The organism is Aeoliella sp. (assembly GCF_965227375.1).
GTDB lineage: Bacteria > Planctomycetota > Planctomycetia > Pirellulales > Lacipirellulaceae > Aeoliella.
Window position 1 is genome coordinate 2,909,045 of record NZ_CBDDFX010000001.1, and the last position, 22,652, is coordinate 2,931,696.

The 22,652-nt window shown below is 60.5% G+C and carries 17 protein-coding genes; 5 read left to right on the forward strand and 12 right to left on the reverse strand.

Features of this window, described 5'->3' with window-relative positions; translation table 11 throughout:
- Positions 1 to 182 precede the first annotated feature (182 nt).
- Positions 183 to 974: a DUF932 domain-containing protein gene (locus ACQK2L_RS11875; RefSeq protein WP_425397184.1), complete on the forward strand. Its 792-nt coding sequence runs from the start codon at positions 183 to 185 to the stop codon at positions 972 to 974.
- Between the two features lie 57 nt (positions 975 to 1,031).
- On the opposite strand, the gene ACQK2L_RS11880 is transcribed toward ACQK2L_RS11875, so the two are convergent.
- Positions 1,032 to 1,424, reverse strand: a complete 393-nt coding sequence (locus ACQK2L_RS11880) for a hypothetical protein (RefSeq protein WP_425397185.1) — start codon at positions 1,422 to 1,424, stop codon at positions 1,032 to 1,034.
- A gap of 728 nt (positions 1,425 to 2,152) precedes the next feature.
- Here ACQK2L_RS11880 and ACQK2L_RS11885 point away from each other — a divergent pair.
- Entirely contained in the window at positions 2,153 to 3,421 is a 1,269-nt protein-coding gene (locus ACQK2L_RS11885; RefSeq protein ID WP_425397186.1) for an NAD(P)/FAD-dependent oxidoreductase, read from the forward strand.
- A 38-nt stretch (positions 3,422 to 3,459) separates the two neighbouring features.
- Here ACQK2L_RS11885 and ACQK2L_RS11890 read toward each other — a convergent pair whose 3' ends face one another.
- The 7 genes from ACQK2L_RS11890 to ACQK2L_RS11920 form a co-directional block, all read right to left on the reverse strand.
- Complete coding sequence (locus ACQK2L_RS11890) at positions 3,460 to 4,383, reverse strand: hypothetical protein (RefSeq protein ID WP_425397187.1); 924 nt, start codon at positions 4,381 to 4,383, stop codon at positions 3,460 to 3,462.
- Between the two features lie 61 nt (positions 4,384 to 4,444).
- Positions 4,445 to 4,816 carry a response regulator gene (locus tag ACQK2L_RS11895; protein WP_425397188.1) on the reverse strand — a complete coding sequence of 124 codons (372 nt, stop codon included), beginning with the start codon at positions 4,814 to 4,816 and terminating at the stop codon, positions 4,445 to 4,447.
- Between the two features lie 67 nt (positions 4,817 to 4,883).
- Entirely contained in the window at positions 4,884 to 6,947 is a 2,064-nt protein-coding gene (locus ACQK2L_RS11900; protein WP_425397189.1) for an ATP-binding protein, read from the reverse strand.
- Between the two features lie 4 nt (positions 6,948 to 6,951).
- Entirely contained in the window at positions 6,952 to 7,578 is a 627-nt protein-coding gene (locus tag ACQK2L_RS11905; RefSeq protein ID WP_425397190.1) for a hypothetical protein, read from the reverse strand.
- A 366-nt stretch (positions 7,579 to 7,944) separates the two neighbouring features.
- Entirely contained in the window at positions 7,945 to 8,835 is an 891-nt protein-coding gene (locus ACQK2L_RS11910) for an ROK family protein (RefSeq protein ID WP_425397191.1), read from the reverse strand.
- Positions 8,832 to 11,045 (reverse strand): HAD-IIB family hydrolase, encoded by a 2,214-nt coding sequence (locus ACQK2L_RS11915; protein ID WP_425397192.1) that lies wholly within the window; start codon positions 11,043 to 11,045, stop codon positions 8,832 to 8,834. Before ACQK2L_RS11915 ends, ACQK2L_RS11910 begins: the two co-directional genes overlap by 4 nt.
- A gap of 66 nt (positions 11,046 to 11,111) precedes the next feature.
- Positions 11,112 to 13,595: a sucrose synthase gene (locus ACQK2L_RS11920; RefSeq protein WP_425397193.1), complete on the reverse strand. Its 2,484-nt coding sequence runs from the start codon at positions 13,593 to 13,595 to the stop codon at positions 11,112 to 11,114.
- A 419-nt stretch (positions 13,596 to 14,014) separates the two neighbouring features.
- Here ACQK2L_RS11920 and ACQK2L_RS11925 point away from each other — a divergent pair, with 419 nt between their 5' ends.
- On the forward strand, positions 14,015 to 15,286 hold the full coding sequence (locus tag ACQK2L_RS11925; protein WP_425397194.1) for a C1 family peptidase: 1,272 nt from the start codon (positions 14,015 to 14,017) through the stop codon (positions 15,284 to 15,286).
- 83 nt (positions 15,287 to 15,369) lie between these two features.
- On the opposite strand, the gene ACQK2L_RS11930 is transcribed toward ACQK2L_RS11925, so the two are convergent.
- On the reverse strand, positions 15,370 to 15,594 hold the full coding sequence (locus ACQK2L_RS11930; protein WP_425397195.1) for a hypothetical protein: 225 nt from the start codon (positions 15,592 to 15,594) through the stop codon (positions 15,370 to 15,372).
- Positions 15,595 to 15,693: 99 nt separating this feature from the next.
- On the reverse strand, positions 15,694 to 16,584 hold the full coding sequence (locus ACQK2L_RS11935; protein WP_425397196.1) for a UbiA family prenyltransferase: 891 nt from the start codon (positions 16,582 to 16,584) through the stop codon (positions 15,694 to 15,696).
- Positions 16,585 to 16,736: 152 nt separating this feature from the next.
- On the opposite strand from ACQK2L_RS11935, the gene ACQK2L_RS11940 reads away from it, so the two are divergent.
- Positions 16,737 to 18,701, forward strand: coding sequence for a RecQ family ATP-dependent DNA helicase (locus tag ACQK2L_RS11940; RefSeq protein WP_425397197.1), 1,965 nt, complete (start codon positions 16,737 to 16,739; stop codon positions 18,699 to 18,701).
- Here the strand turns inward: ACQK2L_RS11940 and ACQK2L_RS11945 are convergent.
- Together ACQK2L_RS11945 and ACQK2L_RS11950 are read right to left on the reverse strand one after the other, a co-directional pair.
- Complete coding sequence (locus ACQK2L_RS11945) at positions 18,644 to 19,675, reverse strand: PmoA family protein (protein ID WP_425397198.1); 1,032 nt, start codon at positions 19,673 to 19,675, stop codon at positions 18,644 to 18,646. The genes ACQK2L_RS11940 and ACQK2L_RS11945 overlap by 58 nt on opposite strands.
- 33 nt (positions 19,676 to 19,708) lie before the next feature.
- The gene (locus ACQK2L_RS11950; protein ID WP_425397199.1) at positions 19,709 to 21,043 is read right to left on the reverse strand and encodes a hypothetical protein; all 1,335 of its coding nucleotides are present in this window, start codon (positions 21,041 to 21,043) and stop codon (positions 19,709 to 19,711) included.
- Positions 21,044 to 21,240: 197 nt separating this feature from the next.
- Between ACQK2L_RS11950 and ACQK2L_RS11955 the strand changes: the two genes are divergently transcribed.
- Entirely contained in the window at positions 21,241 to 22,629 is a 1,389-nt protein-coding gene (locus ACQK2L_RS11955; protein ID WP_425397200.1) for a glycosyl hydrolase, read from the forward strand.
- The last annotated feature ends 23 nt before the right edge of the window (positions 22,630 to 22,652 follow it).

A 22,652-nucleotide genomic window follows, 5' to 3' on the forward strand; every position in this document is an offset into this window, starting at 1 on the left:
CTACTCCTTAGCCCGACTGAGTACACTGGGGAGCGAGCAACAGGAATCAGTAAGATGGCTAGCCTGAAACGCCTTGTGCGGCGGCATCTGCGGGTGCCGATTGAGCAGTGTCCCGTGAGAGTGCGGATTAAACAGCAACTTTCTGTCCAGGTTGGAAGTGACTTGCCAAAGGAAACACGCACATGAACTACTCTCTCCATCCTTTTCCAGATCAGCCTCAATTCGTTGGCGAGATGCCACACGAACCGAAACCCGATATTCGCGAATCGCTAGCCTCGCGCCCGCGGCAGCAGAAGAGTAATGCGATCGCCAATCCTGATTTGCTGGATACGGTAACTGATGCTCTCCGCGACATCACTTCGCCGTTCTATGTCACGCACTGCCATGAGTCTGGCGGCGATCTTCACCTTTCTGTTGCTGCAACCGGTCACGGCCACCATGTCACCGCTGGCGATGAGATCCGTGGCGGTTTGTACATACGAAATTCGGAGTCCTGCCGATTCGAGACGTTGATCTGTACTCGACTCTACCGTGTTGTGTGCTCCAACGGGATGTTGATGGAATGCGACAAAGAACAATCGTTCACCGTATCCATTGCTGACAATCCACCAACAAATTGGGCAGCGCAAGTCACAGAGGTAGTCCAGCGGTCTTTTGATGATCGAGCCCTGAAGCTTGACTTCCGACGATTCGAAGTAACTGGCCAGCAAGTGCTCGTAACTCCATACGAGTTTCTTTGTCATCTGGCCGCTCAGCAATTGATCACTGATGACGAACAATCCGAAATCCAAGCGATTTTCGATGAGAATGCGGATCTCACCTTATACGGTCTAATCAACGCTGTCACGCAATCCGCGCATGATTATCGCGCAAGTGACCAGTGGCTACGGGCGTTTCAGATCGAGCGGCTTGCAGGTGAGATATTAAGGGGTGATCACAACCTCCCTGCTTTCGATGCCGCATATTCGCGATAGCCGGATAGCATTTCCCTCGGCTGAGGCCTTCGGTGGTCATTGGCGCGCTGTCGCCACTCAGGACTCGCTCAGTCCGACTATCAGCATCACCAAGGGCGCAAACATGGAAATGACGGTCACAAGGGCCAAGGCGAACACGAATAGCAAGGACAAGTTGGCCATCCAGTAGCGTTGGCGAGGATTGGCATAGACCGCAGCCAGTCCGAGGAGGATCGTGGCGATGGCCAATGCCAAGGGGAACGCGGGGTGCAGCACCATGCGGGACAGGAGCGGCAGTTCTAGCTCCCAGTCTTGGTACAAGGGGCTCAGGATTGCACCTCCCAACCAGGTGGCCACCGATAGCAAAGCCCACAGGATGCAGGCCACGACGACGCCGGTCTTGAACGTGTAGGCCTGAGGTTGTCCCGCGGAAGTCGGCGCCTGGTACGGGTTGGGCGAACCCTCGTGCATTGTGGGGGGAATCCTTGGAACACTGGTGCGTCGGGGTGTTGCAGTATAGCAACCCAGCGTTCAAGCGTGTCCGAAGGACTTCGCAAGCTAATTCTCAAAACGCTCTAGTAGATTCGCGTGGGCCAATGTCGGCCTCATTGCGGTCTCGGTCGCGCTCCGGCTGGTGGAAGGCGTGCCGCTCGACCGCCGATATGGTTGACGCATCAACCCGGCGTAAACGCCGGGCCTAGGATGACCAGTATGACGCTGAGTTCTCTGCTTCCTTTGCGGCCTACTGTTCAATCAATCGCTGGTTCCGAATGACCCACGTTCCGCAAAACCGCTGGTGTAAAATAATGGCCGTTGAACTTGCGCGGACGCGTGGTCTAATGGGTTTGCGTGGCTTTGTGTGATTTGGTGAGGAAGCGAGTAGGTGAGCATTTTGGGTATTTGGGTATTTGTTCCACTTGCTTGCCCTTCGCGGATTCGCTCCGGTCGCTGACGCTTCCGGCTCGCCTGAGGGCACGCAGGGAGTTTTGGTCCCCTCAGAAACATGCGGGGAACAACGTTCGCGGCTTTTGGCCCCTTTAATTCGAAAAACAACGTAAAAACAAGCACTTTTGGCGTGTGAGGGGGACCGGCACCCCTGGGGTTTTGGGCCAATGGATCGTGTGTTGGGGCAAAACCCGTTGGGGCAAAACCGTGTCGGCGACAGATTTCTCACCCCCAGCTTTGAAACCTGACCCCTCATGAAGAAAGTCGTTATCGTCGGCGGTGGTTTTGGTGGCTTGAATGCTGCTATCGGTTTGCGGCGGGCGGACTGTGAGGTCACGCTCGTCGATCGCGAGAACTACCACTTGTTTCAGCCGCTGCTGTATCAGGTGGCAACCGGCAGCTTGTCGCCGGCTAACATCTGTGCGCCGCTGCGGAATGTGCTGAAGCGGCAGAAGAACGCCACCGTGCTGCAGGGCGACGTGGTGGATTTTGACCTCGAGGCCCGCGAGGTGGTGCTGACCGATCGGCGGGTACCGTTCGACAAGCTGGTCGTGGCGGCCGGCATGGCGCATAGCTACTTTGGCAACGACTGGCAGCAGCTGGCGCCGGGGCTGAAGACGATACCCGAAGCCACCGAAATCCGGGCCCGCGTGCTCAGTGCGTTCGAGCAGGCGGAGTGGCAGCAGGACGAAACCGAGCGGCGGCGGTTGTTGACCTTCGTCGTGGTAGGTGGCGGGCCGACCGGCGTGGAACTGGCCGGCACGCTGGCCGACTTGGCCCGGCACACGCTGGCCAAGGAGTTTCGCCACATCAAAACGCCGACCACCCGCGTGGTGCTGGTCGACGCGGTGCCGCACGTGCTTTCGCAGTTCCCCGAGAAGCTATCGATCAAAGCGCGGAAGTCGCTCGAGCGGTTGGGCGTCGAGGTTCGCACGGGGCTGCGCGTCTCGGAGATCGATTCACACGGCGTGACGCTCGAGGCGGAGCAGGGGAGTGAACGCATCGAGGCGGGCACCGTGCTGTGGGCAGCCGGCGTGAAAGCCTCGCCGCTGAGTAAGAAGCTGGCCGAGGCGGCGGGCGCGGAAACCGACCGCGCGGGCCGCGTGATGGTCGAGCCCGACCTGTCGCTCGCCGGGCACTCCGACGTGTTCGTGATCGGCGACATGGCGCACCTCGAGGACACCGACGGCAAGCTGATTCCAGGCGTCGCTCCGGCTGCGATTCAAGAAGGCAAGTACGTGGCGAAGCTCATCGGCAAGCAGCTCAAGGGGCAGAGTTTGCCGGCGTTTCGTTATCGCGATCTCGGCTCGCTGGCGACTATCGGCCGCTCGGCGGCCGTGGCGCGGCTGGGGCGGCTGCAGTTTTCCGGCCACTTTGCATGGCTGTTGTGGTTGTTCATCCACCTGATGCAGTTAGTGGCGTTCGAGAACCGCCTGCTGGTGTTGATGCAATGGATGTGGAGCTACATCACGCGCGGCCGCTCGGCGCGGTTGATTACCACACGCCCGGGTAAGCCACCGTGAGTTGTTGGCAGCAGTTCAAGTACTGATGACTGCAAGCGCTAGAACATGACCACTTCGCCGGACTCGACCATTTCGCTACCGTCCTCGCCGACGTCCTCTTCGATGTCGGCTAGCGACGACTTGTCCATGCGACCGGTTTCGACGAGCTTCTGCAGCTTGCCCACTTCGTGCTGAGCGCGGCGCAGGCCTTGGGAGACCGGATCCTGGAACTGCAAGTGGGACAAGGTGTCTTGGGAGAACCCGAGGATCTTGCCGTTGTTGGTTTCGGTGGCTTGCAGTGCTTGGCGGACAATTCCCACCATTTCATGCGCGTTGTGACGCATCTCCGACATCTCGCCGTTGATGCTATCCCTGAACTCATCCACCTTGGAGGACATGGCTACCGCTTCGTTTTCGAGCTTGGGCATTTCTACCACAAACTCCTCGACGGCTGCGGCGATCGCCTTATTGGCGTGGTCGACTTGGTCGCTGAAACTGCTGACCTGGTCGGCCAGGACCTGGAAGGTCTTGCCGTTGCCGCCCTGGCGAGCCGATTCGATTTGAATGTTAATGGCCATCATGCGGCTGGCGAGCATCAACTGCGACACCTGCTGAGCCAATTCGTTGATTTCCGTCGTGGCCGCCGACGCCGACCGCGACATGGCGAGGTGCCTGTCGAGGAAGTCTTTCATCATGGAAAGGAAGCGATCGATGAGCATTCCTTGCTGGTCGAGCATGCTCGGCATGTTCAGACTCGACTTCTGCGAGTCCTGGTCTTCCTCCTGATCGCTGTCCCCAACGAGGTTACCAATCGATTGCTTGATCTCCTTATTCCCTTCGGTGGCCGTACGCACGATCTCCACCAGCAGATCGCCGATGCGGAGCGCAGCCTCTTCGGTCGAAGATCGCATCTTCTCCATGTCGTGAACGATGCCATCGGTAACCTGTCGACACCAGTCAATTTCTTTTGGCTTGGCACGCATGTAGCAATAATCCCAGTTCGTTTCGCGATCGCGGCGCGCGACGCGCCGCTTGGTGTGTTATTTAAGCAACGCCTGCTAATTTCTTTACCGTGGCGATCAGCATGTTGGCTTTGAACGGTTTAACGATCCAGCCGCTGGCGCCGGCCGCTTTGGCCTTGGCGATCAATTCCCGCGCACCTTCGGTAGTAAGCATGATGATCGGCAGCGAAGAGAAGCGAGCGTCGCTCTTGACTTCGGCGACCATTTCGATGCCGTTCTTGTTCGGCATGTTCACATCGCTCACCACCACGTCGATACCGCCCGCCTTGATCTTCGCTGCACCGTCGGCTCCGTCGACCGCTTCGATCACTTTCAATCCCACTTGGCTCAACGCGACGTTCACCTGCTGGCGAACGGTGGCCGAGTCGTCGACGACTAACACAGTAGCACTCATGTTCTATCTCCTGGTTTCATGTTCAAGGTACAGGTCATCGGAGGCAGGCACCGCCCACGGTCCATGCCTAGACGGCGATGGTATCGGTGGCCGCGGAATCGGTTCTTACTCGGGAGTCGACAATCAAATCGCTGATCTCTTCAATCTCGTGCAGCAGCAGCATCTCGGTTGCTTCTGGCGCCATAGCTTCGACCGGGAAGTCGAATCGAATCGTGGTGCCTTGCCCCACTTGCGACTCGACGACAATGCGGCCCGCGAGTGCTTCGCACGACGATTTGACCGCTGCCATGCCGATGCCACGGCCGCTGGTGGAAGTCACCGACAGGGCAGTGCTCAAGCCGTCGGCGAACAGGGCATTGCAAAGATCAATTTCCGTTTCGTTCGGCAGACCCTTTTCGGCTGCCAGTGCCGCAACGCGGTCCCAGTCGATTCCCCGGCCATCGTCGCGAGCGGTCACGATGAACCGCGCATCTTCGATGTTGGTGCTGATCTCAAGCGTGCCACGCTCGGACTTGCCCATGGAGATGCGATCTTCGGAGGACTCGACCCCATGATCAATGGCGTTGCGAATCACATGAATGAACGAGGACCAGAACTCGGCCCATTGATTCGGTTCGATCCGCAAGTTGTTGTCTTGGATGACCACTTCGACGTGACCCTTGCCAAGCCGTGCGGCGAGCTTTTGTGCCTGCTCGGCAATCCGTTCGAGTCGACGGGCGGTGGGCTCGAGTTTCCAGGAGGCGAGTCGAACCGCCAAATCGCCACGCGACTTCCGCTTGACGACGTCGTCGAGGATGCCGGCATACTCTTCGTCAGAGATCTCAAAGCCTTGTCGATTCTCGCCGATCAGTCGATGCACGTCATCGCACACCGACTGCCAGGTTTCGAACAGTGTGGCCCACTCGCCTTCGAGTGGCAGTTGGTCGTTCTCGCTGATATAGTCTTCCATCTGGTGGCAGACATCGGCAATGCGTTCCAGGCCGTAGATGCTCGTGTTGCCCTTGAGTGTATGAACGCGCCGTTTGGTGAGCACCAGGTCGTCGCGCGACTCGTCGCGCAGCGCAGCCACGATGTCGTCTGCTTCGCGGAAGAACTCCAGGAAGCCCGACTTGTCCTCAGAGATCCGGTTGATCATCGCCAGCAGTTCACGCTGGATGACTTCGAGCTTCTCATTCTCCACTTCCGCCGAGATGTCGCTGACAACCACCGCCAGCGCCGTGACCTCGCCGTCGATCTCCACTGGCGTGTACTTGATCTCGAGGGTGCGGTCGTTGGCTTCGATTCGCGAGGGCATTTGGTCGATGGTGACCTCAATCGGCATGAGTCCATCAAACGCCTCTTCGATGCCCATTTCCGTCCAGTCGGCAACCTTTTGATCGTAAATGCAGAGGAGCTCGGGCAGCGTCTCGCCGGGCTGGGGTGCGCCCAGCAAGCGGTCGACCGCGGCCGAACGCTCGTCGCTCAGCACGCCACGCTTATCGATGGTGAAGAAGCCTTGCTCCACCGCGTCCAGCAGCATTCGCATGTCGCGGTTACGAGCATTCACCTCGGCCGTGCGGGCGGCGACTTTCGATTCGAGTTCCACCACGTTGTCGAAGAAGCTGCGAGCAATGAAGCACGCGGCCACCGATTCGAGTACCACGAACAACGCATGGACGCCTACCACCCAGATGGGCGCATCGTAGTTGAATACGCTCGCCGGAAGAAAGAACCACAGCAATGCGTGGTGAGCGGCCACGGTTACTGCCGCAGCGACGATCACCATGGGGTTCGCAAACACCGCCAGGAGAGCGAGCAGCACAAAGAAGTAGAAGTGCATCTCGATCTGGATGGGTCCTTGGCCGAAGTGCACCAACAACCCACCCATGAGCATGGCGCTCACGCCCATCACGATGGAAACCGATCGCTTGTCCTGCAGGGTGTTGATCGCCAGCAACGGACCGGCGAGCACAGCGGAGGTCGATACCAGTGCGAACAACGCCCCCGTGCCATTCAAACCGGCAATGAGCGTAATGACGGGTACGTGGAGCACAAAGAACCACATGGCCACCTTGTTCATGCGGCTCAGGTAGCTCTCTTCGAACTTGCTTCGAGTCTTGGGGAGGACCAGATAGTTGATCAGGAATTTCATGAGTTCACTCTTTTGCGTACTTCATACCCAAGGGGTCGACGATGGACTTGAGGCCATTGGAAACGGCGCAGCCGTACACTGGCAGCGACTCGACGTTCTGGCCGGCCAGAAGTGCTTCGATGATGGCCGTGTCCTGGATGTCAGGCCCTTGTTTGCGCGAGGTATAGCCGCCGGCGTACTGCGGGCGGCGGTTGGGGTCGAGCACGACCAGCATCGGCGCCGACTCCAAACCATACTGCTCCATGAGTTGGGCAGGAGTTACGCAGTCGACCTCATACCCCTTGGCCCGAGCCGACTGCGCCAACTCGTCGTTCTCGCCGATCAGGACAACGCGTTCGCGAATACCCTCGTTGGGTTCGCGCTGGACGACTTGCTTCATGATGCGAATCGAACACGGGCAATCGGCGTAGAGGACGTGCAGCGCAAGCCAATGTGGCGTCGCACTGCCATAGGCGGTGTCGCTCAGCTTGACTGCCCAATCGGAGTTGTCCGTCGTGGGGTGAGGAAGCGAGACCCAGTGACCAACCATCAGGCACGAGACCAGCACGGTCATTAACCCAGCCCAAGCCAGCAGGACACTGCCCACCGCCCACTGTCGTATTGTGGATACACTTTTTGCCAGTTTGCCCATGTCGATCTACCTTCCAAACGCCGGCCCAGTTGCCGGGCGGGAACTATGGATTGTCGCTCTGCCTTGTGGCCGCCAAGCTTGCCATAGTTGGAGCGGCGGCGCAGGAGCTATTCGCAGCGCGGTGTACCACAGAGTGGGTGATCACGTTGCCCCGAATAGACAAGCGAAGTGTTTGCGCACTTCCACTCGTCATCACAGGTTAGGTTCATGCAGACGCTGCACAGGACAAAAATGGCGCAGAGCCAGATTTGCGGTTTACCTAGTACGCTGCGAGAAGATTCCTGAGGAGAGTGCGGATCGCAACGATCGCGCTACATCGCACCGCGCGGAGTTTGATTTCAACCACCCCACGTATGGCAATTGCGTTCAATCCAATGCAAGTGCCAGCGAACCAAGAATGCCCGCTTTGTCGCCGAGACCAGGAGTAACAACGTACGAGTCGATGTCGTTCAGGATGGCGGGAGATTGCACGTAATCGTTCAGCAGTTTTAGTACCCGCTCGCGGATCATTGGCAACAGGAACGACTGATGCATGACGCCGCCGCCCAGGATGACGCGTTGCGGCGACAGTGTAGTGACCAGGTTCACCACGGCCAGCGAAAGGTAGTCGGCCTCAAGGCGCCACGCATCGTGGTCGGCGTCGAGCAACTTGGCCGACGTGCCCCACCGCTTTTCGATGGCCGGGCCGCTGGCCAAACCTTCAAGGCAGTCGCCATGGAACGGGCACGCGCCGGTGAACGGATCGACCTCGGGATTGCGAGGCAGCCGCATATGACCCATTTCGGGATGTACCAAACCATGCAGCATTTGCCCACCGACCATGCCGCCGCCACCGATGCCGGTGCCGATGGTCATGTAGACAAACGTATCGAGCCCTTTCGCTGCGCCCCAGCGGTGCTCGCCCACGGCCGCAGCGTTCACGTCGGTATCGAACGCCACTGGCACGTCGAGCGCTTCGCGCACCGGGCCAACCAGGTCAGTGTTCGACCAGCCGGGTTTCGGCGTGGCGGTGATGTAGCCATAGGTGGAAGACTTCAAGTCGAGGTCCACCGGTCCAAACGAACCAATGCCAACGCCATGCAGACGGCCGTGCTTGGCTTGGGCCTGGCGGAAGAAATCGACCACTTGTGGAATCACCACTTCGGGCGTGGCGGTGTCGAACCGTGCTTGCTCGGCGATACCATCGGGACCGGAGCCGACCATGGTAATGAATTTGGTTCCACCGGCCTCCACCGCGCCATAGAGCGGGCCACTCATACTACGTTCTCCAATTGTCCGGCTGGCTGCTTGGTGGGTGCTGCTGGAGAGCTCGTGAGCAACTGGTAGTGATGCAAACCCTCAATAATACCCTCCGCAAAACAACCCTTGGCGAAATGGATCCGATCGTTCTTGGTGAGCTTCAAATTCGCCAGCTCGGCGTCGTGGTTGCCGACCACAATGCCGGCGGTGCGGCCTTGCAGCATATCGCGATCGTTGCCCGAGTCGCCCGCCGTGGCGACGCGCTCGATGGGGATGTCCCACTTACGAGCCAGGTAGCGCACCGCTTTGCCCTTGGAGGCCCGATGTGGCAACACGTCGACGAACGCGCCATGCGACATAATAAGCGAGTAGGCCGATTCGGTGCTATCCAAGGCCTCGTGCAACAGCGGCTCGGCCTCTTCGGCCGTGATGTCGTCCACCAGGTCGTAGCTGACTTTGAATTCGCGTTGGGCGAAGTCGCGCTCCTGATACTTCAGGAAGTCGAGCGCGTCGAGCGCCGCGCGGATGCGGTCCGGTTTCCACTTCGAACGCAACTGATTCGCCCAGCCGCGGTCGGGAGCGAACTCGGGGCCGTAGTAGATCTCCGAGCCGACCGACGAGATGATCACGTCGATGTCGTGGATTCCGTGCTCGTCGAGGGCTTCCTGCACCAGCTCCAGCGACCGCCCCGAGGCGATGCCAAAGCCCATGTGATGGCGGTTGTCGCGAAGCAACTGAAGCAGCCGTTCGCAAGCGGCGTCGTCGCCGATCAGCGTGTTGTCGATGTCGGTGATCAACACGCAATCGAGCGCGGCGAGTCGCTGGCGTTTCGGTGCGTTGGTGCTGCTTACCGGGGGCGGAGACTGCAGGTTGCTCACCGCGTCGACGTAATGCCGCACGTGCGTTTCCCAGGTGTAATGCTCGCGAACGCGATTGACGCCGTTCGACGAGCAAGTGTCCCACTTCGGGCGATCGGTCAGCAGTTCGATCATCGAGCTGGTCAACTGTTCCTGATCATTCACGTTCACCAACAGTCCGCTCTCGCAGTTCTCGGCGATGTCCTGCGGGCCGCCGTTCTCGGTGACCACGAACGGCAACCCGGCGGCGGACGACTCGATGGCCGTGAGTCCGAACAACTCGACAAACGCCGTGTTGACGAACACCCCGCCGCTGGCGGCCGCCAGACGGTACAATTCGGGAACTTCGTACTCCGAGTCGTGATTCTTAGGAATCGCCAGCTTGCCGTACAGGTTGAACCGGTCCATCGCCAGCAGCATGTCGGTCAGCACGCGCTGCTCGTTCTCGGGCATCGATTCGATGTCGTCGCGAATGCCGGCGAAGATCGCCAAATTGGCAATCGCCTGCAGCTCTTTGCTGGTGCCGTACGCTTCGACCAGCGCGCCGATGTTCTTGCGGCGATCGGGTCGGCAGAGCGCCAGGATCAGTGGCTTGTCGGGGTCCTTGTAAAAGCGACTAAGGTCCGCCTGCAATCGAACGCGCGCCTGCTTGAAGCGCTCGTCGATCTCCACGTTCGGCATCTCGTAGTCGTAGTACGGGAAGAACCGATCGAGATCGGTGCCGGGCGGGATGATGTGGAACGGCAGCTCTTCGCTCTTGTGGTACTTGCCGTAGCCTTGATCGCGCTCGTGGCGGGTGCTGGTGATCACGCAATCGGCCGCCACCAAGCATTCTTGTTCGACGTTGATGCGGTGCTCGATGGCAAGCTCCTTGTTGGCTTGCTCCATGGACCAGCCTTCCTCGAGCAGGTAGTCGAGCTTGGGCTTACCGAGCGAGTGACCCGTGAACACAAACGGCACGCCGTACGCGCAGGCCACCTCTTTGGCCACGTAGCCCGCATCGGCATAGTGACCGTGCACCACCCTGGGCGTGCGGCCCTCGCGGGTGGTGAACGCGATCATCGCGTCGATGTAGTCTTCCAGGAACGGCCACAGTTTCTCCTTGCGAATGTACCGCCCACCGCCGCACGGCAGCCGTACGATGCGGCAGTTGTCCGAGAGCTGTTCGATGTCCTGACCGTAGTCCGCCGAGACGCGCTTGTCGCGGATGCGGCGCGTAAACAAGTCGACCGCTTCGACCCCCGGGTGTTGGGCGAGCGTGCTGGCGAGTTCCAGGACGTATCGAATCTGACCGCCCGTGTCCGCGTCGGCGCCCATTTCGACGTTCTGCCCGCGGACCAGTCCGTGAATACTGACCAATTGGATATACATGATTGTGCTTGTCGGCCTCCAACCGTTGAATTAACTGTGCCTGACGCTTTCCTATTGCATCATTGCCTATTGCACCATCGACTGTGTGCGAGGACGGTAAACCGTGTGATAGAGCGTGTGGATGTAGCGATCTAAAGCAGGTCGATTCATAACGTCGGTGTGGTTCCAGTAGCTGTAAACGTTGGCCAGGCTCAAGAGCCGCGACGCGTGGCGTCGCCAGGTGTACGCAGAGGCGACGCGGCGGATGCCCTCTTCGTGGTATCGTTGCCAAAGTTCATCGTTGCCGATCACGCCTAGCAGCAAGTCGGCAAAGTGTTGTTGGTCGTTGGGGTCGGCAATGTCGCCGCACTCGCCCGGCAGGATGATCTCCGATGGCCCGCCAAAGCAGGTGGCGATCACCGGACAGCCGCAGGCCATCGCTTCGATAACCGTCAAGCCGAACGTCTCCATGAACGCAGGCTGGGCGAACACGCCATGACGATCGGCGATCAGGCGATAGATCTCACCCGTTTCGGTCTTGTCGAGGCGCGCTGCACACCAGCGGATGTGACCGTCGAGTTCGTACTGGTCGATGAACTCGTACGTGCGATTGACCTCTTCGATCTCTTCGGGATCGTTGGACGCCTCGACACTGTTGAGACTGGTCACCAGCAGCAGGTTGCCTTGCTCGCGGAGCTTCTCGTGTTTGCCAAACATCTCTACCAAGCCGGAGAGGTTCTTGACCTTGTCCATCCGCGCCATGGCGAAGATGGGTGGCAGTTCCGGATTCTCCAGATGGCCGACATTTCCCTCGCTCGGTTCGGCCTGGAGGAACCGTTCGGCCAGCGACTGCGTGATCTGCGGCACCCGCCGCGCGTGGTCATGGTTGGGATAGAAGAACTCCTCGCTGGCGCCCGGCGGAACGATGTTATGGCGGGCCAACCGCGGGTTGAAGCCCGACTGAACCCGATAGAGTCCCGGCAAGCTGAACAGTTCGTACGACTCGATCATCCCCATCTCGTCGCGTGTGCCAGCGATCTCACGAAAGCTGCTCGAGACGATGAAGTCGGCCGAGTTGTACGACAGCAGGTCGGCCGTGAAGTGCATGCTGAAGCGGTATTGCTCTTCCAGGTCGCCCCAGTGGGCGTCGCTCAGCAGGTACTTGGTCTTCTCCAAGGCGTGCACGCACGCACAATGCGTCGTGCCCAAACGATCGGCCAGCAAGTGTGCCACGAGGTTGCCGTCGGTGTAGTGGCCGATGATAAAGTCGGGCTTGCCCATCAGTTCGGTCACAACGACTTGTCGCGACTCTTCGGCAAAGCTCTCGACGTACGGCCACAGCTGGAACCGCGAGATCCATTGCGGCACAACCTCGCCCGACTCGTCGCGGAACGGCACGCGCACAATCCAAGCGTTTTCCGAGCCGTAGATCTTCTCGCGCGGAACGTTGCAAGTGGTGCCATCGGCTTCAGGGATGAGTCGCGTGAGCACAATCACCTTGGCGGCGACGTCCAGACCGCTATGCGCGATCCGCTGGTTGATCTCATGCTCCAGCGCCCTGGCTTGATCGAGCACGTAGGTCACCTGGCCACCGGTATCGGGCCGGCCTAGCACACCTTCTTGCGCGAACCATCCATGGGGCGAGACCATCAGCACGTTGTGCACCAGCGGCAATCGCGCGAGCAGTTCCTCGAACCGCGCCGGGTCGGCCGAGTTGAGCACTTGTTCGAGCAAGCGGAGTGTCTCGGAGATCCGCCCCACGTTGGCGCCCCAACCGGCTTCGAATCCATGAGCGCGAATCTCGTGCGCTACTTCTGGTTCGTAGGGAGTCGAGTCGTCGTAGTCGTCCAGCAGCGAGCGGACCGTCGCCAATTCGGCAGCAAACTCCTCGACAGTGCGAATTTGCTCGTTGAGCAGGATGTTGTGGCTGTTGAGGTGGGTCTCCTTGAGGAAGTCGACCAGGGCTTTGCGAAACCGCTCCGGGTTCTGGTACATCTGCGCCGACAAGTGCCGGTTGAGGATCGAGATGCCGCTGCCCATTTCGCCAGCGTCGGTCACCAGTGGCAGGTCGCGGAAGTACGGCGTGAAGTCGATCACCAAACCCGGTTTGTCCGCTTCTTCCCCACCTTGGATCTGCGCGTCCTTGAGCTGCAAGTAGTCGCCCCGCGAGACGCTCTCAAAGTCATGGGCCGAGGGATGCAAGCGGACAATTTGCTTGGTGCCCACCGAGGGGCGCAGCACCGCGTAGGTCAGATCGCCATCGATCACCACTTCGGGGCAACCTCGCAGCAACTTCTTCAATTGCCGCGCCACCGGTTGTGGCGGTGCGTGCGGCTGGTTGAGGAACTCGTCGAGCCGCGCAGCCAGGGTATGCCCCAGAAAGAGCTTATCGCCGGATGCTTTGAGCCCAGCGAAGAATCGCTTGGTCGCTTCGACCACCGGCGGCGCCGTTGGCTCGTCGTTGAGCACTTCGGCAGCATTGCCGTTCTGCGCTACAGCGGCACTACTGTGGTTGGGGTCCGAGGGCGCAGGCGGTTTGTCTTGAGTCGCGGTCGAGCTGTCGGTAGGCATGGTCCTCTAGGGGGTTGAGGTCTGGTTTCGGTGCAGCAACCGCTGCAAACAACGCGCGAACCGGTACCTCGAATAGTCTTCTATTGTACAGTACCGCGCGCGGCATGGGCAGCCGGTCAATCGCTGTGGAAGCAGCGCAGAGCGATGTTTTTCGGTGAAAATCCACAGTAGCCACTGTCGATAGCAAGTTGCGCGCCGCAAAATCGGTGACGATTCTCGCAAGGTTTGCGGTGCCGATGTTGCACTGCTTCAACATCCCGCGAAGCCTCCCTGGTGCCGCGACTGCCACGCCGGTCGATCAACGGTCACTTGCTCGGTGAGATGCGTTTGCTGCGCGCGACGCCGTGAGTCTATAATGCGACGTCCCACCCCGCAGGTTCCTTGAGCCTTCTACCACGCACGCATTCTTCGGAGCTAGCATGAGTCGAGTGTGCATTCCTCTCGCGCTGTTGGCGCTCTTGGTTGGTGTTCCCACCACAAGTGCAGAGCAGTTGCCGGCCTCCGTCGATTTGCGATCGCAGTTCGAGTCTTTTGGTCTCGAGTGCTGGCATCAGGGCGAGCGCAACACTTGCTCGCTGTTTGCGATCACCGCTTGTGCAAACTACGCCTGGCTCACCGCGGGCGAGACCACTTCGCCATCGCTCTCCGAAGAGTTCCTGGTGTGGGCCGCCAACGAAGCAACCGGGCGTCGGGGCGATCAGGCTATGTTCTACGAAGCCGTGCAGGGGCTCAACGAGCTTGGTATCCCTAGCGAGTCGAGTTGCAGTTACCATCGCACCGGCGAGACCTCGCGACCTGCCGAGTCGACCATTGCCGAAGCCCAGCAGACCAGCGGGCGGTGGCGACCACACTGGATCAAGCTATGGTCGCTTCAGTCGGGACTTTCTGAGGAGCAGTTCACCTCGATCAAGCAAACGCTCGCCGCTGGGCGCCCGGTAGCTTGTGGTTTGCGATGGCCGCGCTCGAAGAAGCCGGAGGATTTGCTCAAAGTCCCCACGGCTGCTGAAGTGCGCGACGGGCATAGCATTGTGTTTGTCGGTTACCAGGACGACGACCACACGCCCGGCGGAGGGTACTTGGTGTTCCGCAACAGCTACGGGCCCAAGTGGCAGGAAGCTGGCTACGGCCGCATGGCCTACGACTACGCCCGCCAGTACGGCAACGACGCATTGTGGATTGAACTCGGCGCGGCTGGTTCCGAGAGGCCGAGTGTGCGGATCGAGGCCGAGTCGCTCGAGCTAGTCGAAGAGAACCGCTGCCACGCCTTCAGCTTTTCGATGCGGAGGTTCGGCCAGGGGATGTGGAGCGAGGGGCGGCAGTTGTTTGCCTCCGCTGAAGCCGACGCCACGGCCGAGTGGAAGTTCCAGGTCGCACAGCCCGGCGTGTATCGCGCGCGGTTCACGACCACCGCGGGACCACGATACGGCATCATCCAGGCGCAACTCAATGACCACGCGCCTACGGAGCCGATGGACCTCTACGCCGGCAAGGTCTCGCCAGGCGCTTCGCTGGAGCTAGGCGTCCATCGATTGGAAGCGGGAGAGCACCGTGTGAGAGTCACCGTGCTGGGTAAGAATGAGCTGGCTAGAAACTACAACTTTGGTCTCGACACGTTCGACCTGTTGCCAGCCGAAGAGCAAGCGCCGTCAGTCTCGCAGCGCTCTAGCACTACGGGCGAGCGGTCGCTCTAAGATACACTTGGCACAGTATTAGTGACTCAGCCCACCGCTGAGTCACTAATACCGTAGCCAATGAGAACTGCTGTATCTTCCAACTACTCGGAAGAGTCACCGTCTACTGCATCCACAGCATCATCAGCAGCTTTCTTGACTTCATCGACGGCTTCTCCAGCGGCATCAGCAACATCGTCGGCGGCGCTCTCAACAGCATCGCCAGTTGCTTCGGCAGCCTCGCCCGCCTCGTCCACGGTCTTCTGCGAACAGCCGAGTCCGCAGCCCAAGGCCGCCATGAGTGTCAGGCAAAAACCAAATTTGCGCATCGCAACTACTCCTGCAAAAAGGGAAACAAAATCTCGAAGTGTCTATAATAAACAGAATCTTGGGCGAGTTCCTAGATGCGGGTCCTGTTTTGCGCAGTGCTATTGCACGAAAAGCCCGCTCCGCCACACCAGATACATGCTCGCGATGGCCACAATATTCCAGGCCACGAGCACTCCTGCCAGGGCTCCTGGTGCGATGGTCCGGTCGCCGCGGAGCCAAAAATCGATGGCGAACCCAAGCCCGGCGAGCAGCAAGAAACCGGCCGCCAGCCTTCCCATGGCACTCTGGTGAAGATAGGCCAAAAGTACGACCGCTTCGGCAAACAATAGCGCGGCGACGACCAGCTTGGTTCGCGCGGAGCCGATCACCACGGCCGTCGTCCGGCGGCCCGCCGCGCGGTCGGGCTCGATGTCGGTTACCTCGGCCAATAGATGCGAGTGCACCGCGAACAGCAACCCGAACAAGAACACCTGCCACGGCAACTGCGGCACGTCGTTCACCCAACTGGCCAGCACAAACACCAACAGGTATCCGCCCTGGCTCAGCGCGTCGAGCAGCGGCCGGCCCTTGAAGTTGATCGCTGGCAGGTTGTAGCAAGCGTTGACCGCCACCGCCGCGGCGATCCAGAGCAGGAACTTCGCGCCGACCAGCAGCGTGAAGGCAATGAAGAACGGAACCTGTACTGCCGCAATGATCCACGGCAACCGCGCCAGCGAGTCGGCCGACAACCGCGCGCCGAATAGCAGGTTGCCCTTCCGCGGGTTGAGCTGGTCGGTTTCGAAGTCAGCCCAGTCGTTCCAGCCGTACAGCAGCAGCCCCAGCGGAAAAGTCACGTACACAGCGCCGAGCCAGAACCCGGCCGTATCGAGCAGACGATACCCACCCAGTGGCAGCAGGTAAAACCACAACTGCGTGGACCACAACCCTGGGCGAGTGACCTGAATAAGTTGGCGAGCAGTAATGGCCGAACTCCAGTGCGTCGGGGACAATTGCCCCAAAGCTTAGCCGAAGTTGCACTCGCTAGCCACGGACGGGCCATCTCTAGACCTGTAAAAAAATAAGCTTGCATTCGGCGCGAGGACCGGTAATATAGTGATGTAAACAAACGTACACTATTCCCGCAGCCACGCTCGAGCCTACCATGACCGCCACGATCACCCCGAGCAGCGCGATGGCGATTTCCGGCGAAGCTAGCAGAATATTAGAGGAAGTGTTCGGGTTCGAGCAGCTTCGCGCCGGCCAGGGCGAGGTAATCTCTTGCCTGCTGGAGGGGCGATCGTCGTTGGCCATCTTCCCCACCGGCAGCGGCAAGAGCCTTTGTTATCAGCTACCGGCTTTGGTGCTGGACGGGGTGACGCTAGTTGTTTCGCCGCTGATCGCGCTGATGAAGGACCAGCTCGATTTCCTCGCCCAGCGCGGCGTGGCGGCCGCGCGGCTCGACTCGAGTTTGACTCGCGAGGAGAACTTCCAGGTTTTCGACGACCTGCACGCCGGCCGCACGCGGCTGTTGTATGTCTCGCCCGAACGGTTTGGCAACGAGCGCTTCTTGAAGACACTCGAGCGGATTCACATTTCGATGCTGGCTATCGACGAGGCGCACTGCATCAGCCAGTGGGGGCACAACTTCCGGCCCGATTACCTGCGGATCGCTTCGCTGGCCGCGAAACTGGAGATTCCCCGCGTACTGGCGCTCACCGCCACGGCCACACCGGAGGTTGCCACCGACATTGCCGAAGCGTTTTCGATCGAACCGCCCGACGTGGTGCAAACCGGTTTCTACCGCCCAAACCTGCACCTGCACGCTACGCCCTGCGCCAGCGACCAGCAGCGCTACGATCTGCTGCTGCAGCGGCTAAAAGAGCGACCGACGGGGCCGGCGATCGTGTATGTCACGCTGCAAAAAACGGCCGAGCAGGTCGCCGCGTTCCTCGCCAGCCGAGGCATCCACGCCCAGGCGTACCACGCCGGGTTGGGTACCGAGAAGCGAACCGAGATCCAGGATGCCTTCATGGCGGCCGACGACATGGTGGTCGTGGCGACCATTGCCTTCGGTATGGGAATCGACAAGTCGAACATCCGCGCGGTCTATCACTTCAACTTGCCCAAAGGCCTCGAAAGCTACATGCAGGAGATCGGCCGTGCAGGCCGCGACGGCGAGCCCGCGCATTGCGAACTGCTGGGCTGCGCGAGCGATGTGATCACGCTCGAGAACTTCAGCTACGGCGATACGCCCACGCGCACCGCGATCGCCAACATCGTCCAGGAAGTGCTCGGCGCCGAAGGCGACGAAATCGAGTTGTCGCTCTACGATCTCTCGTACAACCACGACGTCCGCGATCTGGTGGTGCGGACGCTGATTACCTACCTCGAACTCGAAGGTGTGATCAGGCCAACCGGCGCCATCTACACCCAGTACCGCTTTAAGCCAATTCGCCCCTCGGCGGAGATCCTCGCCCGCTTCGACGCGGAGCGCGCGAAGTTCATTGCGGACGTCTTCAAGCAATCCAAGGCGGCCAAGACCTGGTACACCATCGATGTGGCCAAGGCGTCGGACGTTCTTCAGGAGCCGCGGCAGCGCATCATCTCCGCGCTCGACTACCTCGACCAGAAGGGCGATCTGGTGCTCGAAACATCTGGCGTGCGGCACGGCTTTCGGATCGCCAAACGAGTCGACGACTTGTCGGCGCTGGTCGACTTGCTCCTTGAGCAGTTCATGACGCGCGAACAAAACGACATCGCCCGCATCCACAACGTGATCGACCTGGCGGAGTCGCCCGACTGCTTGACGCAGACGCTGTTGGCCTACTTTGGCGAGGACCGCAAAGCGTGCGGCCACTGCGATCGTTGCCAGGGCGCGGAGGCCACACCGCTCGCCGGCGTGCCGGCCAAGATTACCGAAGAAGATCTCGCGGCCATGCGCGGTGTGATCGATGAGCGAAAGCCGGCATTGGCATCCGCGCGGCAGCTAGCGCGCTTCCTGTGCGGCGTGACCTCGCCGGCCGCGTCGCGCGCCAGGTTGCGGGGGCATCCGAGCTTCGCCCGGCTGGCTCATGTCCCCTTTGCCGAAGTGCTTTCGTCTTGCGAGGAGCTAGGACTCTCCGAGTGATCTGCCTCGGTCTTGGCATACTCGGCGTACGCGCCGGCGATGTCCGCGTCGACGTGGTCGCCCTTGTGAATCAGGATGCGATGCCGCAGCACAATCGGCTCGCCTTCCTCACGCTCCAGACCACCTTCGGCCTCACCCCGGGAGTAATCCGATGCACCAATGGGGTTGGCCGCGAAGAGTCCATACTCGCGAACGTGCCACCGAGGCTCGGGTTGCAAGCTTGAAGGGTGGGCCATGATCGCGATGCCAACAGTCTCGCCATCGACGGGGCCATGGTAGTCGACCCAAGCGGCCGGCTTGCCCCAAGCCCGGCCGTTCTCGTCGCCATTGCTGGAGATGAACTTACCACCCATTTCCGCCGTGTTCTTCATGGTGCCGGCCACACGCACGGCAAAAGCGCCTTCTTTGGTGTCGCCGATCTTCAATGGCCCTTTCGGCGACCAGAGTTTGATGGTCACGTCGATCCAGCGGGCGTCGCCATCGGTGCCAAACTGGTAGGTCCGTTCGTCCTTGGCCACGACATCGCCGTTGCCGTCCTCGTAGTCGTTTTCGGTCACCAGAACCACGGTGTCGCCGTCGAGTTCTACCTTCTTGTACTTCTTGTGAACCTGTCGGCCGTCGTGCTGTGTGGGGCGCGGCGCTTCGTGCCAGAAGTTCACCCCGTTGATCCCTTCGTAGCCAAACCAGATGGAGCGGTGGTGCGGGTGGTCGTCCTTTTCATTCGGACCGACCGGCTTCATCGGGAAGTCGCGCGTCACCGGCTTTCCCGTCGGGCCGATCACGGGGTACAGGATCGGCTTCGTGCCCGACGACATCACGTAGCGGGTGAAGACCTCGCCGTCGATAGTGATGGTTACCCCATCGTCGTCCATCGACATGCCCATCTCGGCAGCGTTGCCGCTGTTGGGCAGCGTCGCGAAAGCCACGCAAACACAGCCGACAAGACAACACACACGATATGCATACGCAGACATAGAAGTCACCTGGCCTTCGAAAGGATCACCGGCTCAGCGGCCAGCGACAAAGTTCTGGAAGTTGTCGTGAAGCAGCAGCTTGGCGTCGCGTCGCATGTCGTCTTCGCTGACGGGCCAGCCGGCGCGAATGATATCAGCGTACTTGTCGGCGAGCACCTTGGCAATGATTTCCCGGCTGTGCGACCACTTATACACGATTTGCTCCAGCACCCGGGCGTCGGAATGCTGCGGGGCAAACGAGGTTCCCAAAAGTTCCATCCGCACGCGAGTCATTTCTTCGATGATGGAAGGATTGTTCAGGAACCACCAGCAGCCAAATGGCAACAGGTTATCGAACTTCCTCGCGGCCACGGCCAGTTCGTGCTGATTCTCGCGCGACAGCAGTGTGACCATGAAGCGATTGTCCGGGAAGTCGGTGCACAACCGGCAGATGCTCGACACGTCGGCCTTCTCCAGTCCGTCACCCGCTATCGACAGGCGAGGATTCACGCCGCGCAACACGCCGATCATGAGCGCCATCGCCAGGTTGCGCTCCGCCAGGGTAGGCAGCACCGCCTCGCGGAAGATCACGCTGCTCACTTGGGTATCGTCCAAGCCGTTGTAGCGGAACGTCGGTGGCAGGCTGACCGCGCAGTAGATGGCTCCCGTACGATCGAGCCAGTCGGAGAGAAATCGTCGCACCTCCGCAATGCCCTCGGGCGAAGGATTTTCGTCGGCGCGATAGCCCCATGCGCTCAGCTGCCGCGCGGCACTCGGCCAATCGCAGAGTAGCGGATCGAATCGAAGCACCGGAGCAAACCGCGAGTCGCTGCCAACCGCTGGGTCGGTCAACCACCGCTGCCGCTCGTTATCGTCGAACACGTCGTTCGTCATGGTGATGCGACAAACGCCCGAGGCCTGCATCACACGGTCGACGTGGTCGTTGGGATCTTGCTGGGTGAACCACTTGCGGTAACCATCGAGATCCTTGTCGGCCGGGTCGAGTCCCAGTCGCTGGAGCGTGGTCAACACGCCGCGGCAGGCTTCACTCACGGGAGTGCGCTCGAGGAACAAGTGTTGCCAGATGTGATCGGCTTGCTGCTGCTTGCTCATTCGCCAGAAATCGGCGTACGGCAGCACGCGCGATGGCACCACGCGGAACACTTCGGCCACCAGGTAGTGGTAGGTCAGCAGCTCGTCGATGCCCCACAGCATCAGACCCTTCGGATCCGCCGCACTGGCGCCGGTTCCGGCGAGCGGTGTGCCAAAGCTGGCCGGATACAAATGCGTGTGCAGATCCCACGCCGGCGTGGCGTCCAGGATCTCTTCAACTTGTCGCGCTAGTTGCGCTCGATCGCAGCGTGGGGTATCGGAAATCGTTGTGGACATGTCGCTTGGGTTGGAGGAACCGCTAGAGGAACTCGGTCGAAAGGAGACCTTCTGAGTCTAAACGAATCGGGCGCGGCAAGCGACCCACGCAGCCCGATGGTGGGCTCCCTCACTGCGGGCACGCGAGTTGGTTACAATCGGGGCTTGGCACATCTTCGGCCCCCGCTTAACCCAGGACCCGCTTGGAATCTCGCAGTATGATCGACCTTAGCTCGTCAACGCTTTGCCCCGCCGACTTGCTCCCTCAGATCGACCGCATGTGGGCCGCCTCGGCCGATCGCTTGGATCGGATTGAAGGTCGCTGGAAAATCGGAACTCCCAGTCCGGTTTTCACGATCGATGGGCAGTATCAAGCGCAGGGTTGGACCGAGTGGACGCAAGGTTTTCAATTCGGCAGTCTGGTCTTGCAGTTCGACGCCACCGGCGACGAGCGATTCCTCGAAGTGGGGCGCGATCGGACCGTGGGTGTGATGGCGCCGCATGTCACGCACATCGGCGTGCACGATCATGGTTTCAACAACGTCAGCACTTACGGCGCGCTGTTGCGGTTGATGAACGAAGGCCGCATCGAAGAAGACACCTGGCAGCGCAACTTCTACGAGATGGCCATGAAGGCCTCTGGCGCGGTGCAGGCTTCGCGGTGGTCGACCACCCGCGACAACGGTGGCTACATTTATTCGTTCAACGGTCCGCAGTCGTTGTTTGTCGACACCATTCGCTCGTGCCGCGCGTTGTCGCTCGCGCACCAGTTGGGCCATGTGCTGATGGGCGAGCGAGACGAGCCGATTAACCTGCTGGAGCGCATCATCGACCACGCCACGGCCACCGCCACCTACAACATTTGGTACGGCGAGGATCGCGACACCTACGACATTCGTGGCCGCACCGCGCACGAGTCGCTGTTCAACACCAACAACGGCGACTACCGCGCCCCTTCCACGCAGCAGGGCTACTCGCCGTTCAGCACGTGGACACGCGGTTTGGCTTGGGCCATGGTTGGATTTCCCGAGCAACTCGAGTGGCTGGCCACGCGAGAGGACGCCGAGCTGGAACCAATGGGCGGCCGCGAAGCCATCGAAAAACTGTTCCTCCGCGCGGCGTGCGCCACGTGCGACTTCTATATCGAGCACACACCCACTTGTGGCGTTCCGTACTGGGACACCGGCGCGCCGGGCCTTGTGCAGTTGGGCGACTACCTCGACAAGCCGGCCGATCCGTTCAACGACGTCGAGCCGGTTGATAGCTCGGCAGCGGCGATCGCCTGTCAGGGGCTGCTGCGTCTGGGGCGTTATCTCGAAACGCGCGATTCGGCAGCCGCCACTCGGTACACGCAAGCGGGGCTCAAGGTGCTGCACTCGCTGCTCGATGAACCCTACTTGTCGACCGACGGTAAGCACGAAGGGCTGTTGCTACACACGGTTTACCATCAACCCAACGGCTGGGACCACGTACCACCGGGCCGCAAAGCGCCCGTGGGCGAGGCCTGCATGTGGGGCGACTACCACCTCCGCGAAGCGGCCCTGTACGTTGGCCGTTTGGCGAAGGACGAAACCTATTACACGTTCTTCGGGCCGACAAAACAGTAGCACCGCGGGCGCGAGGCAACACA